At 46.0% G+C, this 15,937-nt stretch carries 13 protein-coding genes and 1 riboswitch; of the genes, 9 read left to right on the top strand and 4 right to left on the bottom strand.

Features of this window, described 5'->3' with window-relative positions:
* Nucleotides 1-99 precede the first annotated feature (99 nt).
* The 4 genes from QUA13_RS22330 (at nt 100) to QUA13_RS22315 (ending at nt 5,356) form a co-directional block, all read left to right on the top strand.
* Nucleotides 100-2,361 (top strand): iron uptake porin, encoded by a 2,262-nt coding sequence (locus QUA13_RS22330; protein WP_333201984.1) that lies wholly within the window; start codon nt 100-102, stop codon nt 2,359-2,361.
* A 401-nt stretch (nt 2,362-2,762) separates the two neighbouring features.
* Nucleotides 2,763-3,203: an RrF2 family transcriptional regulator gene (locus QUA13_RS22325; RefSeq protein ID WP_172190906.1), complete on the top strand. Its 441-nt coding sequence runs from the start codon at nt 2,763-2,765 to the stop codon at nt 3,201-3,203.
* A gap of 56 nt (nt 3,204-3,259) precedes the next feature.
* A complete protein-coding gene (gene cysK, locus QUA13_RS22320; RefSeq protein WP_333201981.1) occupies nt 3,260-4,222 on the top strand; it encodes a cysteine synthase A in 963 nt (320 codons plus the stop codon).
* A gap of 453 nt (nt 4,223-4,675) precedes the next feature.
* Complete coding sequence (locus QUA13_RS22315; RefSeq protein ID WP_333201979.1) at nt 4,676-5,356, top strand: J domain-containing protein; 681 nt, start codon at nt 4,676-4,678, stop codon at nt 5,354-5,356.
* A 122-nt stretch (nt 5,357-5,478) separates the two neighbouring features.
* Here QUA13_RS22315 and QUA13_RS22310 read toward each other — a convergent pair whose 3' ends face one another.
* Nucleotides 5,479-6,978: a cyclic nucleotide-binding domain-containing protein gene (locus QUA13_RS22310; protein ID WP_333201977.1), complete on the bottom strand. Its 1,500-nt coding sequence runs from the start codon at nt 6,976-6,978 to the stop codon at nt 5,479-5,481.
* A gap of 120 nt (nt 6,979-7,098) precedes the next feature.
* On the opposite strand from QUA13_RS22310, the gene QUA13_RS22305 reads away from it, so the two are divergent.
* From QUA13_RS22305 to QUA13_RS22290, 4 genes are all read left to right on the top strand, one after another.
* On the top strand, nt 7,099-7,362 hold the full coding sequence (locus tag QUA13_RS22305; protein WP_333201975.1) for a hypothetical protein: 264 nt from the start codon (nt 7,099-7,101) through the stop codon (nt 7,360-7,362).
* Nucleotides 7,363-7,410: 48 nt separating this feature from the next.
* Nucleotides 7,411-8,283: a 6-carboxytetrahydropterin synthase gene (locus tag QUA13_RS22300; RefSeq protein ID WP_333201973.1), complete on the top strand. Its 873-nt coding sequence runs from the start codon at nt 7,411-7,413 to the stop codon at nt 8,281-8,283.
* Nucleotides 8,284-8,535: 252 nt separating this feature from the next.
* Entirely contained in the window at nt 8,536-10,746 is a 2,211-nt protein-coding gene (locus QUA13_RS22295; RefSeq protein WP_333201971.1) for a tetratricopeptide repeat protein, read from the top strand.
* A 292-nt stretch (nt 10,747-11,038) separates the two neighbouring features.
* A complete protein-coding gene (locus QUA13_RS22290; RefSeq protein ID WP_333201969.1) occupies nt 11,039-11,599 on the top strand; it encodes a Uma2 family endonuclease in 561 nt (186 codons plus the stop codon).
* 201 nt (nt 11,600-11,800) lie between these two features.
* Here the strand turns inward: QUA13_RS22290 and QUA13_RS22285 are convergent, their stop codons facing one another.
* Entirely contained in the window at nt 11,801-12,937 is a 1,137-nt protein-coding gene (locus tag QUA13_RS22285; RefSeq protein ID WP_333201967.1) for a DUF262 domain-containing protein, read from the bottom strand.
* 124 nt (nt 12,938-13,061) lie between these two features.
* A riboswitch (TPP riboswitch) is annotated at nt 13,062-13,158 on the top strand.
* A gap of 7 nt (nt 13,159-13,165) precedes the next feature.
* Between QUA13_RS22285 and thiC the strand changes: the two genes are divergently transcribed.
* Nucleotides 13,166-14,539 carry a phosphomethylpyrimidine synthase ThiC gene (thiC, locus tag QUA13_RS22280; RefSeq protein WP_333201965.1) on the top strand — a complete coding sequence of 458 codons (1,374 nt, stop codon included), beginning with the start codon at nt 13,166-13,168 and terminating at the stop codon, nt 14,537-14,539.
* Between the two features lie 476 nt (nt 14,540-15,015).
* Here the strand turns inward: thiC and QUA13_RS32835 are convergent, their stop codons facing one another.
* On the bottom strand, nt 15,016-15,102 hold the full coding sequence (locus tag QUA13_RS32835) for a DNA cytosine methyltransferase (RefSeq protein WP_445242740.1): 87 nt from the start codon (nt 15,100-15,102) through the stop codon (nt 15,016-15,018).
* 273 nt (nt 15,103-15,375) lie between these two features.
* The gene (locus tag QUA13_RS22275; RefSeq protein WP_333202025.1) at nt 15,376-15,933 is read right to left on the bottom strand and encodes a hypothetical protein; all 558 of its coding nucleotides are present in this window, start codon (nt 15,931-15,933) and stop codon (nt 15,376-15,378) included.
* Nucleotides 15,934-15,937: the final 4 nt, after the last annotated feature.

The raw sequence follows: 15,937 nt of genomic DNA, 5'->3' as shown, positions 1-15,937 counted from the left end.
AATTTTGGTCTTTTTTTAGAGTATGCTAGTTGAGCAACAACTGACCACATAGAAGACTAGAAAAGTTTCTCTGTAATCGGTGTGAGGATGAGAGTGAATATGTCGAAATTTTTGTGGAGTTACCTATTAATCAGCCCAGCAGTCTTAGGAGCTACCCTAGTAGTTTCTTCGAGCGCGATGGCAGCAGACGCTCAGCAGGCTGCTGATGCGCTCAACCCCGCTGCAGCAAAAGCTGAAACCGCTGAAACCTCCGAAGCGAAACTCAATGCTTTAGCTGCTGTTTCCGAAACAACCGCAGCCTCCGAGCCAGTCGAAGAAATTTCCGAAGCCGTCGCGGGCAGCGAAACCCAGGCAGCGATTGCAGATTCGGGTACGGCTGCAACTGAAAGTGCGATCGCCGGAGCCAACACAGCCCCTGCAGTGGCAAATCCCCAAGCAGCGGCATCACAAGCTACAAGTGAATCTTTAGCCGCAGTTGAGCCCACAGTCGCTCAACCAGTAGAAAATTCTGCCCCGGCAGCCCAACTAGAAACCCCAGCCCCGGCAGCTACCGCTCTCCCAGAGCAAATCGGTGCAGCTCAATTAGAAACCCCAGCCCCGGCAGCTACCGCTCTCCCAGAGCAAATCGGTGCAGTTCAATTAGAAACTCCAGCCCCGGCAGTGGCAGAGTCGGCAGAACAAAATTTGCCCAAACCGGCTGAATCTGTAGCCCAAACTTCCGCACCACAAGATCAAAACCCAGCCGCCACATTAGAACAGCTCAACCAGTACAGCAGCGAAGGTGCTGCCGGCGGCGAAACTCAAGGTCAAGTTACCTCAGTATCCCAACTTTCCGACGTGCGGCCCACAGACTGGGCTTTCCAAGCACTGCAATCTCTAGTCGAGCGCTACGGCTGTATTGCCGGGTATCCCGACGGCACCTTCCGCGGCAACCGGGCGATGACCCGCTACGAATTTGCAGCCGGTTTAAATGCTTGCTTAGACAAGGTTAGCGAGTTAATTCAAGCAGGCAGTGGCAACTTCGCTACGAGAGATGACTTGGCAGCCCTTCAACGGCTCCAAGAAGAATTTGCAGCGGAACTGGCAACCCTGCGCGGTCGCGTCGATGCTCTGGAATCTCGGACAGCCGAACTCGAAGCCAACCAATTCTCCACCACTACCAAGCTGACTGGGGAAGCAATTTTCGCCCTCAGCGACGACTTTGGTGGCGACATTAGCGTTTTTGGCAGAGACAACAGAAACCTCGGTAGCGACAACAACGAAGCTGTCTTCCAACAACGGGTTCGTCTGAATTTAAATACGAGCTTCACCGGCAGAGACTTGCTCCTGACCAGGCTTCAAGTCGGTAACGGTCGCAACTTCAACCTTGGGGCTACCAGCGAAGGCACTCAAACTTGGAATGTTGTCGGCAGAACCGACAACGTTGTTGCCCTCGACACCTTGCTGTACAAGTTCCCCGTCGGTCCGCGACTGAACGTTACCCTTGCAGCCAACGCTGTCGTCTGGGACGACATTATGCCGACTGTCAACCCTTACTTTGAAGACTTTGACGGCGGCAACGGGGCATTGAGCACCTTTGGACAGCGGAACCCGATTTATCGCTTAGGTGGCGGTGCAGGTATCGGCTTTGACTACGCCTTCGGTGGCAGGGGCCTGCTGGGTGGCGTGTTTGGCCCGACTTCTCTGTCCTTCGGTTACTTGGCATCAAATGCAGCCAATCCTAGCCAGGGCGCGGGCTTGTTTAACGGCGACTACACAGCGATGGGGCAGTTGACTTTTACCCCCGGACGCAACTTGCAAGTTGCTTTCAACTATAACCACGGTTACTTTAGCAGAGGTAACTTTGGGTTTGACAATGGTTTAGGGAATGGGCCAGACAGTCTAGGCGGTTTCACTGGTACCGGCGTGGCTAATTCTCTCAACGGTTTGAGCGAAGGCTTTGAGGGCTTCCGCGCTCGCAAAGTGGTCAGCAACTCCTACGGTGCTCAGGCTTCGTTGCGGTTGAGCCCGAGGTTTATCCTTGGCGGCTGGGCTGGTTTAACCAATGCCCGCATTCTCGGCATCGGCGATGCGAAAATCTGGAACTACGCTGTCACCTTGGCTTTGCCGGATTTAGGGAAAGAAGGCAACTTGCTAGGGTTCGTGGTAGGTCGTGAGCCTTACTTGGATAAACTTGAAGCTGCGAGCGATTTGCGGAGATTCCGCAACGATGATTCGTATCACGTTGAAGGGTTCTACAAGTTTCAGCTCTCGGACAACATTTCTGTTACTCCGGGCGTGATTTGGGTGACAAATCCCAATCAAGATGACCGTAATGATGACATCATCATTGGTACTCTGAGAACTACTTTCACGTTCTAATAGCGGGTTAGAGGAGGCAGGGCGGGTCATACCCTCTCTGCTGGCAACTCTAGATGCTAAGTTTAGCCCTGCCTGCTGCAGGGCTTTTTTGTCGATAGGCCGAATTGGACGCCGAGAATCTATTAAAAATTAAACAAGATTGCGGTCATAGACGCAGAAACCTGGTTTCTTGATTGAGGTAATACAGTCGTGGAAGCAGAGGAAGTCTAAACGAGCCACTGGGTTTCACAGAAGCGAGAGTGCGGAGCGTCCCAACGATCGAGTGATGAAAGTCGATTAAGTTCAGTGGAAAACCGGGGTATAATAAAAGGTAAAGTTAGGAGTTAGAATTGGGAACTCAACATTGAGGAGACTTTTAACATCTGACTTCAAAGTTGATAATTCTGATATTTAAAGCAATTATGGTAGAACTCTCCTGTAAAAGCGAATACGCAATCTTAGCTTTGCTGGAGCTTGCCGATTGCTACGATGAAGGCGAGCCTCTGCAAATTCGCCAGATAGCGGCTCAGCAAAATATTCCCGATCGATATTTAGAGCAGTTGCTGGCTACCATGAGACGCTGCGGGCTGATTCGCAGCCAGCGAGGAGCTAAGGGAGGTTATATTTTGGCAAGGGAACCCTGGAAAATTACACTCCTAGAAATTATCAACTGTCTCGAAGGCTCAGAGTTCGATCGAGCTGAAAAAGACTCGCCTGCTCAAACTGTAGAAAGTGCTGTGATTTGGGAAGTTTGGCAAGAAGCCCGATCGATTGCCAACTCAGTTTTGCAAAAATATACGCTACAGGATCTTTGCGAAAAGCGCAATGGCAGACGGCAGCTCGATATCATGTATTACATCTAGTTAATATTGCCAACTAGGAATTAACATTTACTTTCAACCACAAACTGACAAAGATTATGCGTATTGCTGGCGACATTACAGAATTGGTAGGGCGGACGCCCCTGGTGCAACTAAACCGCATTCCCCAAGCTGAAGGCTGCTTGGCTCGGATTGTCGTAAAACTCGAAGGCATGAATCCGGCAGCATCGGTGAAAGACCGCATCGGTGTCAGTATGGTCAATCAAGCCGAGGCCGAAGGGCTGATTACTCCAGGCAAAACGGTTTTAGTGGAACCGACTTCTGGCAATACCGGAATTGCTCTGGCAATGGTGGCGGCGGCTAAGGGCTACCAGTTGATTTTGACCATGCCGGATACAATGAGCACGGAACGCCGATCGATGCTGCGAGCTTACGGGGCCCAACTAGAACTGACTCCGGGAATTGAGGGCATGAGCGGCTGCATCCGCCGCGCTCAAGAGATTGTGGACAAAACTCCCAATGCGTATATGTTGCAGCAGTTTCGGAATCCAGCGAACCCGCAGGTTCACCGTTCGACAACGGCTGAGGAAATTTGGGAAGATACAGACGGCGAGGTTGATTTCCTGATTTCGGGAGTCGGCACGGGCGGTACGATTACGGGTGTCGCAGAGGTGATTAAGTCGCGGAAACCCGAGTTTAAGGCGATCGCCGTTGAGCCGGCCAACAGTCAGATACTGTCGGGCGGAAAGCCAGGGCCTCACAAAATTCAAGGTATCGGTGCTGGTTTTGTGCCGCCGGTGCTGAATGTGGATTCGATCGACGAAATTATAGTTGTTACGGATGATGAGGCGATCGCCTACGGCCGCCGCTTGGCCAGAGAAGAAGGACTTTTGTCAGGTATTTCCAGCGGTGCGGCACTGTGTGCGGCGGTGAAAGTCGGCAAGCGTCCCGAAAATGCAGGGAAATTGATTGTGATGATTCAGCCTAGCTTCGGCGAACGCTATCTCAGCACTCCCTTGTTCCAAGATCCAGAACTCAATCTGGCGATTGCCCTCAACTAAGTCAGCCTCCGACCCAAGTGGCAGAAACACAGAGCAGGGCGTACAGTGTACGCCCTGCTTGGCTTTTGTTTTTACCTTACTTAAAGAATTGCGATAGATTGTAGCTGCCTCGATCGCGAATGATGCCGAATTTCTGAAGTCGCTTTTTTTGAACTGCTTTCGGCGCGTTAGCGAAGCGGGCGCTAAGCGCTCTTGTGGTGAAGGAAGAGAGAAGAAGAGAAGGAGCTAACAATTGGTGGAAGGAGTGCTATATGAGTCCCAAATGTCGATCGGCTTGCCACTTCAAAAGCATCAATGTTTTTCTAAAATAGATTTATGATAATTTGAAAACAGACGTTTTTTACTTACAATTTTTGACATTTATATCATATAAATACCTAATAAATTAGCAAATAATGATATTTTTGTCAAGCACTTTTTCGCAGATTATCCAGATTTCAAGGAAATAACAGCGTGTCTTCCGTTACCAATCACTACAAAACCCTAAAGATTAGCCCAACCGCAACACAAGCCGAGATTAAACAAGCATACCGCCGTTTAGTCAAAATATTTCATCCAGACAGCCACAGTTCCAAAGCCGATCACGAAGAGATTGTCCGCCTCAATGCAGCCTATGAAATATTAGGAGATGCCCAGCACAGACAATCTTACGATCGCCAAATTTCCGACCCCAGCGAACAGCAATCACCAGCCGCACCAAACGTCAGCCGCCAGCAAACACAAACAGCACGGGACGCCGACGAACAAATGGAACAGTGGCTGATTAAAGTATACAAACCCGTCAATAGAATGCTCAACAGCATCTTGAAGCCACTTAAAAAAGAAATAGACGAATTGTCCGCAGATCCGTTTGATGACGAACTGATAGAAAAGTTTCAACTTTATATCGAAACCAGCCGCGAGTTTCTCAAAAAAGCTCATAACTTTCTTACATCCATGCCCAATCCCTCTAATGTAGCCGGAGTTGCGGCCCATCTCTACTACTGTATCAATCAAGTCGGAGACGGCATAGAAGAATTGCATTTATTTACCCTCAATTATGACGATCGCCACTTGCACACCGGCCAAGAACTGTTTAGAATTGCCGCTAGACTGCGGCGGGAAGCACAGGATGAATTAAAAATTAAAAGTTAGTTAGTTAAGCAGAGGGGAGAGTAAGAGAATTGTCCAATTACCAATTCCCAATCCCCTCAAAATCCATCCGTTAAATCCATTAAATCCCGATTCACTGCGCGTTGCCGAACTTCCTTCCCGTATCAAATTCCAAAAAGAACTTGAATTCGCTTGCGAATTTTAAGAAAAGGAGTTTGTCCCAGAGAGTCGCCATCTAACAATCCCAAATCTCTCAAAGCTTGCTGGCGTTCCGACAATTTTTGAGCAATCTGATCTGCTAAATTCGGTTGTTCTCTTAAAAGTTTTTGCAAGTCGTGGCGTTCCACCACAAACAAAATTGCATCTTCGCTAGTTTTTACAGTCGCCGTTCTGGGAGTTCCCAACAGCAAAGATATTTCCCCAAAAAACTCGCCCTCGTGAAGCGTAGCAATATACTGACCAGCTTTTTGAGAAAGAACTTCTACAGTACCCGAAAGAATAATATAAAAAGAATCGCCAGGGTCAGTTTCTTTACATACAACCTGTCCTGCTGGAAAGAGTTGTCGGTAGCCGTATTCAATTAACTGTCGCAGTTCTAAATCCGTACACTGTTCAAAATAAGTTACTCGCCGCAACAAATCTCGCAGCGTCCAATTATTAGGGGATTTAGGCCCTGGATTTTTATGTTCAGGAACGGGGGGATTAGATTTTATCTCGGCTGAATGTTTGGCATTATGCGGAAAAACTTTGCCGTTAGAATTATCATCTTTGTTATTGTAAAAAAGTTTAGTTAACTCTTGGGGGTTTCGCAGCCACAAATCCCGCTGGGGAAAAGGAATTTCGATATTTCGGTGGCGCAATTCGTAATCTATTAAAAAATTAACTGCACTTTTAATTGCATCGCTTTCTTGTGGCTGGTCAATCCAAACTAAAAGTTCAAAATTTAAAGCGTTATCTCCAAAACCGTGAAACCATACTTTAGGAGAAGGATGGGACAAAACATTCGATTCCATCCGCGCTGCAATTAACAGCGCTTCCGTAACTATTACTGGGTCAGATCCGTAAGCAACGCCGACGGGGATGTGGAGGCGGCATCTGGGGTCTCTGTAACTCCAGTTAATAATGTTAGTTTCGACAAACTTAATATTTGGTATAATCACAAACAGTCCGTCAATGGTTTTAATAATTGTGGAGCGGATGGAAATAGTTTCTACTGTTCCTAATAAATGGTCAATCTCAATAAAGTCTCCGACTCTAATTTGGTGTTCAAATAGCAGGGTGAGACCGCTGATAAAGTTGCTGGCGAGATTTTGCAAGCCGAAGCCGAAACCAATGCCGACAACGCCAGCTAAGACGGTGAGAGAAGTGAGGTTTATGCCGGCACTTTGCAGGACGAATATACAGCCAAGAGTTGCTAAAATATAACTAATGATGGTGGAAATTGCTTCTCGACTGCCGCGATCCAATCCCATCCGAACTAGCACGCTGCGCTTGATTCCTTCGCTGATAATCTTAGCTACAATCAAGGCAAATATAGCTAAAACTATCAGTTTGACGATCGCACTGATGGACAGATGAGTGTTCCCGATATAGAATAGCGGGGTTGTCATCGCACCCGAGAAATGTTCAAAAAAGCGATCGGCTCGTGCAGTAATCCAATTCATTAATATTTGGTAATAGGTAATTGGTGATCGATCGTGGGTAATTAGTTTTGAGCGCAACTAAACCGCCAACTGCTAACTATTGCAGAGCTTAGGCGAAAAACTCGAACGGTGGAGTGCCCTGTGTTGCAAAAAAGGTGGATTCCCTTAGGGATAGATCCGCTTCAGGCACTTTCTCAAAGGCTGGTAAGTGATGGGTTAGTAACTGATGGCGAAAAACTATTTTGTAGCGGTATTTTCTGCCGGATATCTGTATTGTGCCGTAAACCCGGCCCTGCAGCTCGATCGAGCAACGACGTGTTGCCAATATCTGGAAAATTGGTAGAAATTCATTTACAGCACCCTCAAATTATTGAAAAATTCCAGCAAAAATTAGTTTATCCTTAAGAAGTAAGTCCTTTACAGAACTTAACAAGCTTACCCTACTTGACTTTTATGCAGTGCATCATCAATCGTCGGGCACAGTTTTCGGCGAGTCACCGGTACTGGCTACCGGAGTTGAGCGAAGCCGAGAACTTTGAGCGGTTTGGCCCAACTGCCCGCGCACCGGGACACGGACACAATTACGTCCTTTACGTTTCCATGATAGGCGAACTCGACGAGTACGGCATGGTGCTCAACCTGTCTGATGTCAAGCACGTCATCAAGCGGGAAGTTACCAAGGATCTCGATTTTTCCTACCTTAACGAAGCGTGGCCGGAATTTGAGCAGACTCTGCCAACTACCGAAAACATAGCACGGCAAATTTGGCTGCGGCTAGCCCCTCATTTACATTTGAGCAAAATTCAATTGTTTGAACATCCCGAACTTTGGGCTGAATATTTAGGAAACGGAATGGAAGCTTATTTAACTCTGTCCACTCATTTTAGTGCGGCCCATCGGTTGGCTCGTCCCGATTTGAGCTTTGAAGAAAACTCGGAAATTTACGGCAAATGTGCTCGTCCCAACGGTCACGGTCACAATTATCATTTAGAGGTGACGGTTAAAGGAGAAATTGATGCGCGGACTGGCATGATTGCTGATTTGGGAGCTTTGCAAAAAGCAGTTGACGATTATGTTGTTGAACCTTTCGATCACACTTTTTTAAATAAGGATATTGCTTATTTTGAGAAGGTTGTGCCGACTGCGGAGAATATTGCAGTTCGGATCGGGCAATTATTGCGATCGCCCGTTCGGGAATTGGGCGCGGAGTTGCACAAGATTAAACTGATTGAAAGTCCGAATAATAGCTGTGAAATTTACGGCGCTGATTTAGAGGAAGTGGCGGCCCAACGTCAGCAGCCGGAAGCGATTTTAGCGAAGGTTTAGAGTTAAAAATCGGTTCAGTTAGGGCGGGTTGGGCCGGATCTTTGGCTAATTGTGCAGATTGGTGCACCCCGCCCTACCAGCCTAATAATGATTCCGAGAGTTATTCAACCGGATTAGGCGCGAGAATATATTTTTTCAAAAAAGTTCCACACTCAGAATTATTGGCACTTTTCCTGACAAGTCAGGCTGCGCGCGTATTTTGGAGATAGTAAGTCAGCATTCCTCCTGTCAGCTATTCTAACTGCTGAGAGTATGAGGTCGATCGCCCGATCGCTGACAACCAAGCACCAATTTCTCCTAAATGAGTTGACGTTTATGCGCGTCTCAAATGTAGCTCTCTTGACTCTGGCTGCCCTCGCATCCCACAATTTAACTGCTAATACTAGCGCCAATCCTGCTGCACCTCCCATCTCTCCTCAAACACCGCAGGCTAGCAACTTTGTTGATGCCGTAAATCATACTGAATCGGGTGCCGCTGAGTCAATTAGCGAGCCTGAGACGATCGCCCACGAACAATTTTCCCCGAATACTACCGTATCCCGTCGGGCTGAGTCAATTAGCGCGCCTGAGACGATCGCCCACGAACAATTTTCCCCGCGAATTGCTGTAAAATCCCAGACTGGTTTGCTGGTAGCCTCGGCTCAACCCGATTTATCTGCTGCTGCAAACACCAAGGCGAATACTCCTGCTGCATCCGGCGATGAACTAACAAAATCTTTACAAGAAACTTGGCTGGCTAAATTAATCGAAATCGGTGTTGAAAGCAATCCTCAAGTTCGCGAGGTTTTCGCTTTTATCTCCCCGTCTACTGGCAGTGCTGAATCTGGATACGGTTTTAATAATACTATAACTCTGCTCAATATTTTACTAATTCTTGGTACTGTCTTTCCACCAGTGACAATTGCCTTTTTTTGGCTGATGCGACGGCTAATTATCAAACAGTTGGTTGCTGATGCCAATAAACGATTGCAGGGCATTGGTGTATTGGAATCAGAACTCATAAATTCTAGCCAACTAACTCAAAAATTGAGGAATGAATTAGAAGCGCAAATGAGTGCCGCTAAACAATCCATTGATTTTTTAACTAGAGAAACTGAACTTTCCAAATCTTCGGTCGAGCAAATTGAGACTCTCAAATCTCAATTTATCATGCACCTGCAAGTTTTGTTGACAGAAGTTGACGAGAAAAAATCTCAAATTGTTCAAGAAATTTCCCAAGTTCCCGCAGTTGTTGCCAAAGAAGCTCTCAAACTCGCACCTCAACCGCCCTTAAACAATTCCCAAAATTCGCAAACTGCACCTGCTAGAGACGAAAATTTGATTGCTGACGATTATATCAAGCAAGCCGAAGGGCTTTATTTTCAAGGCAATTATGATGAGGCATTAGTCGGCTTGGAAAAAGCTATTTTAGCTAATAAGAATTTGGATGAGGGTTGGTATTGGCGCGGAAATGTGTTAATAAGATTGCAGCGCCAGGAAGAAGCTCTCGCCTGCTACGACCAAGCAATATTAATTAAAGCCGATCACTACGAAGCATGGTATAATAAAGCGACTTTGCTGGCAAAATTGCAGAAGTACGAAGAGGCGATCGTCTGTTACGAGCGAGCAAGTTCGAGCGAATCCCGAAAATACGCTTGTTGGCACAGTATAGCGGCTTTGTTGGCTAAATTGCAGCATTACGAAGAAGCGATCGCCAGTTACGATCGCGCCCTCGCTATCAAAGCAACCGACAGCGAAATTTGGCACAACCGAGGCGCGATGCTGGGCAAAATAGAGCAGTACGCAGCAGCAGTTGATTCTTACGATCGCGCTCTTGAACTCAATCCGAAGAGATACGAAACTTGGTACAATCGAGGCAATATGCTGTGGAGACTGCTCCGCTACAGCGATGCTATTGATTCTTACGATCGAGCTCTGGGAATCCGGCCAGACAAATACGAAGTTTGGTACAATAGAGCCGCTGTACTCGGAAAAATGCAGCGATATCAAGAATCGATCGAATGCTACGACAAAGCAATAGCAATTAAAGCGCAGGATTTTGAAGTGTGGCACAACCGAGGCGCAGCTTTCGACAAACTGTCGCAGCACGAAGCAGCAATTGCCTCTTACGAATCAGCAATTACCCTTAATTCCGAGTGTTACGAAGCTTGGTTTTGTAAAGGCGAATCTTTGGCAAAATTGCAGCGCAATGAAGAAGCGATCGCAGCTTATGAGAAAGCGATTGCTATTAAGCCAGACTCCTACGATGCTTGGCACCACTTCGGCACAGCTTTGTCAGCATTAAAGCGCTATAAGGCAGCAATGGCAGCTTACGATCGCGCGATCGCCATCAAACCTGACAATGCGGAAGCTTGGCGCGATCGAGGCGCAATTGTATCAGAATTAAAGCAGGATACACACGGAAATGAATCCGGGGAAAAAGAGACTGAAGTTAAGCCGAATTCCGTTGTTCAAAATTCATAGGTGTCAGGTAATCGGCAAGCGCACCTTACTTTTAAGTTAGTAAGGGATGAGAATATGTGGGCTGTATATCGAGAGGAACTTTTCCAACAACAATCAAATTTAACTGTATTAATAGTTGGCGATGAACCACCCCTACAGTTATTGACGAGTCTTTAAACCGACTTGATAGCGGGCATTTAAATGCTTTTTGTCTAAAGTTTGTCATTAAAAATGCTCCTCTTTTTGCCGCTCCGTTTGGGGCGGTTTTTTTTATGGTAAATTTAGGGAAGCTGCAAACAAGGAGAATAGTTATATGTCTGTTCAGCTTCAAAAACGGTTATTTACAGTAAAAGAATATCATTTGATGACTGAGGCGGGTATTCTCTCGGAGGGCGATCGGGTAGAACTCATAGAAGGAGAGATTGTTAAAATGGCTGCAATTGGTACTCGTCACGCAAGTTCTGTTAAGCGTCTGATCGCTGTGTTCTCTGATTTGGAGAGAAGACGTGCGATTATAGCTGCCCAAGACCCTATCCAGTTGACTGAGCGCACTGAACCTCAACCGGATGTTGTATTGCTGGAACCTCGCGCTGACTACTACGCCACAGCCCATCCAGTACCGTCTGAAGTTTTGCTGTTAGTTGAGGTTTCAGATAGTACGGTTGATTATGACAGAGATGTGAAAGTATCCATTTACGCTCGATCGCTCATTCAAGAAGTTTGGCTGGTAGATTTAGTTGAAAATTGTTTGGAAGTCTACCGTCAGCCAGGCCCGAACGGTTATAGTTTAATGCTCAAGTTTTGGCGCGGTCAACAAGTTGCGCCGCTGGCTTTTCCCGATTTAGAAGTGAGCGTTGATTTTATATTGGGTTAGGGCGAGGGCGCTACTCGTAAACCTACTGCTATCTTAACTTACAATATATTTAACAGCCCAAATCAGCGCAAGTTCTATTAGGTGGGTAATCAAGTGCTGTATTGCACTTATATAGAATTTGTGGCTAATTGATAGCGAGAGGTTAGAGCTGAGACAGAGGAATCTATAATCATAATTAACGCTACTTTTATGCAATACTTACTATTCCAAATTTCCTAAATAATAGGAAGTAATTTCTAACCTCTTCATAACATTCTCTTGGCTAGTAAGATTACGTACTTTTTGAGCTACTCCACTAAAATTATTATCTTCTATAAGTGATTTATAGCGTTCTCCCAGTTGTTCAATATTATTAATTTTGCCTTTTTCTAACCTGCGGGCAGTAACTACCATCACAGCTTCAAAGTAAGTAGGTATCAATAATTTTTGAGGTTTAAAAGCTTTGTTACCAAGACCTTTATGCAGCACTTCAATCGTTGGGATAAATGCGTTTATTATTTGTTCTTTTGATTGGCGGGCAAGGTGCCTATTTTGCCTCATGTATTGATTAAGAAATTCTTTTAGAGAAGGCTTATAATCGTTTCCCTCGAAGTAAAAAGCCAGGAATCGTAAAATAAGTTCTTGATCTTTCCCGTTTTTGTCTTGGAGACCAAATATCTCACGCCACGCTAGATTTTTATTTAGTTGCCCTAGCAAATCATTGAGTTCGCCGTGATAGATGCAAGCACGAATTTCCTGCGGTTTAAGGATAGTACCTCCGGTATTCAACCTTTCAAAAATATAGTAAATACTACTCTCGTCGTTTGCATAAAGTGGCTCGACAACTGTAGCCGATACAACCGAGTCATCTAACTGGCGTCGGTATGCGTCTTTCAGTGATTTATATGTCTCCTTCTCAAATTCTGTATGAACCCCTTTCAGAGCAAACGAGTGCCGACTGTTGAGAAACTTGCCTTGATAGAAATATAAAAGGCTACGTAATCTTTGCTGACCATCAATCACCAGCAGTTTTTTTGTTTCTCGCTCTTTTGCTAAAAATATGCCGGGAACTGGAAGACCAAGCAAGAGTGATTCTATAAAACGCGATGCTTGTTTTGGTTTCCAGACATAAGCACGCTGGAACTCTGGAATAAATACGTCTTCGCTTTCCAGGCGTCTAACTAGACCCGCTACATCAAAATCAATTCGAGAAACTGCTATGGAAAATCTGGAGGGAATAATGTCCTCCTCATCTTCCCCGCTATCATCTTCCCCGCTATCCTGAATATCGTTTTCCTGTTCCTCATCCGCTAGATGCTTTGAGGGAGATGTCTCGCTGTTTGACTCAAATGTATTCATCTTGTAGCCTCCTTTCTGCCTGAGTTATTAGATATTATAGACCGATCGCTCCCCTCATCTATCTCTCAATATTAAGATTTCCTTAGTTGCTGCCGTGGCGCACAGAAATCGGTGATACAATCAACAGCTTAGCTAGGGGTGCCCGAATATCCGGGCTGAGAAAACACCCTTAGAACCTGAGTCTGGGTAATACCAGCGGAGGGAAGCTGTTTATCAAGGAAATTAAATATGCGTACCGAATGGATCGCTAAGCGTCAGGGGCACACCAATGTATCTCAAATGCACTACGCCCGCCAAGGTGTAATTACTGAGGAAATGCACTTTGTTGCTAAGCGAGAAAATCTCCCGCCAGAACTGATCCGCGCCGAAGTAGCGCGGGGACGGATGATTATTCCGGCTAATATCAATCACACGAATTTGGAACCGATGGCGATCGGTATTGCCTCTAAATGCAAAGTCAATGCTAATATCGGTGCATCTCCCAACTCTTCCAATATGGAAGAAGAAGTTGACAAGCTTAAACTAGCAGTGAAATACGGCGCTGATACGGTGATGGACTTGTCCACCGGCGGCGGCAATTTGGATGAAATTCGCACTACAATTATCAAAGCTTCACCGGTGCCGATCGGTACTGTACCAATTTACCAAGCACTAGAAAGCGTTCACGGTAATATGGAAAGTCTGACCCCCAATGACTTTCTTCACATCATTGACAAACACGCTCAACAAGGTGTTGATTACCAAACAATTCACGCCGGAATTCTGATCGAGCATTTGCCGTTGGTGAAAAATCGGCTGACTGGGATTGTCTCTCGGGGCGGCGGTATTTTGGCGCGGTGGATGCTGCACCACCACAAACAAAATCCCCTCTACACTCACTTTAATGACATCATTGAAATCTTCAAAAAATACGATGTTTCGTTTAGTTTGGGAGATTCTTTGCGCCCCGGTTGCACTCACGATGCGTCGGATGATGCTCAATTAGCTGAACTCAAAACTTTGGGACAATTAACTCGCAAAGCTTGGGAACACGACGTGCAGGTAATGGTGGAAGGGCCTGGTCACGTTCCGATGGATCAAATTGAGTTTAATGTCAAAAAACAAATGGAGGAATGTTCCGAAGCACCCTTCTATGTTTTGGGGCCGTTGGTGACAGATATTGCGCCTGGGTACGACCACATTACCTCAGCAATTGGGGCGGCGATGGCTGGTTGGTACGGTACTGCAATGCTGTGTTACGTGACGCCGAAGGAACACTTAGGATTGCCGAATGCTGAGGATGTCCGAAACGGGCTGATTGCTTACAAAATCGCGGCTCACGCTGCGGATATTGCACGGGGTCGTCCGGGTGCGCGCGATCGCGATGATGAACTCTCGAAAGCGCGTTACAATTTCGATTGGAACCGTCAATTTGAGCTGTCATTAGATCCAGAACGGGCAAAGGAATATCACGACGAAACTTTGCCAGCAGATATCTACAAAACTGCTGAATTCTGTTCGATGTGCGGGCCTAAGTTCTGTCCGATGCAGACTAAGGTTGATGCCGATGCTTTGACGGAATTAGAGAAGTTTTTGGCTAAGGAACCTGTAGCCCAAAGCTAATTGGATTAATTCGTAGGGTGGGCATTGCCCACCTGACTTAATCGTAAAGCTGTTTCGTTTCTTGTGGTGCGGGCATCCTGCCCGCTCAAAAGTAGGGTGCTGATGGCGCACATTACTTAAGGTTATATTAAAAGGAGTTTCCCAAAAGGAGAATTGCGATGTTCCCTTGCAGGTACTTTTTTGTTACCAAGGAATCCAGAATTTTATCGAGATTGGGATGAGCAAAAAAAGTAGCTATTTGCTCTTTAGTTAATAGCTTGCCATCTGAGTCATGCCCAAATTCTTTATTTCGCCTTTTCCATATAAAACTCTTCATCAACTCAATTCTGTCTAAACTGCACTCGCCTCCCAAACCCAGTTCCTAAGAATGAATAGAATTGCCACCGCGATAGTCAATTAGTCGCCTACCTTGTACTGGTAAACTAACTGAGCGTCGGGATTGATTTCGCTGCTTAAGAGACATTCTGTTTCCAGATTCAAGGAACAGCGGCGGATTCAAACGCTAATCTCATGCCGCCTATTCCTGAGAATAAGTCAATAAAACGGATTTTTTTCAGGGCCATTAAGCCGGCGGTCAAAACTCATCTTTTGTACTATTTTTCAATCGAGGCATAGCCTCTAGATATTTACAGCATATTCCACATTTATGAAGGACATCCTAGATCGATCTATCCCCACCGTAGGGAGACGGCATTGCCGTGTCCCTACTTCATAAACCTGGAATACGCTGTATTACCAGGCAGATCCTGATAACCATAAATTTTCAATTCGTAGGGTGCGTTAACGCAGTGTAACGCACCGCCCGCCTCATGCAGCATTTGAGCTAAGTAAAAGAGTTACCTGGATATGTTAGCTTGCGCAGTTTCTTGGCAGGTTGAAAGAATGCGCCGATCGTTTGAGCTAATTGTGCGAATAGAATGCAGATTGGTTAGCTGAGTATTGATTTCAACTGTTTGAATCTTTCCGGCTGAGATTGCCTTCCCGTAAAGTGTATTTCCCTGGATTTTACCAGTGAAGCACGCAAAGTCCGATCGCGGCGCGTAGATTGCACCGACGACCCGATCGTTCTGGCGTTGAAACACAATATAGTTTTGAAGAACTTGGTTGGGCTGTGGCGAATCTCCGTACAGGTAAATACCATCTGGCAATGCAGCAACATTACTCTTAGATGGATTTTGTTGTGCTTGAAGCGGTTGTTGCTGAATGCCAACACCAATTAGTGTCAGAGGAAAAATCAAGGCTGTTGCCAGTAGTTTCCATTTCCCTTGAATAGATGCAGGTAAAATCATTACTGCTTCTCCTTGCGTCGGGTCATGTAACATACAGCAGATTGCAGGTAAATAGAGTACACTTAAAATAAGTATAGCAGTAGCAGTAATGAAACCATTACCAATCGAA

Origin of the sequence: Microcoleus sp. S28C3 (assembly GCF_036700785.1) — a bacterium.
Taxonomy (GTDB): Bacteria; Cyanobacteriota; Cyanobacteriia; order Cyanobacteriales; family Microcoleaceae; genus Microcoleus; species Microcoleus asticus.
Note: the sequence above shows the minus strand (reverse complement) of the source record. Positions and strands in the feature narration are given on the sequence as shown.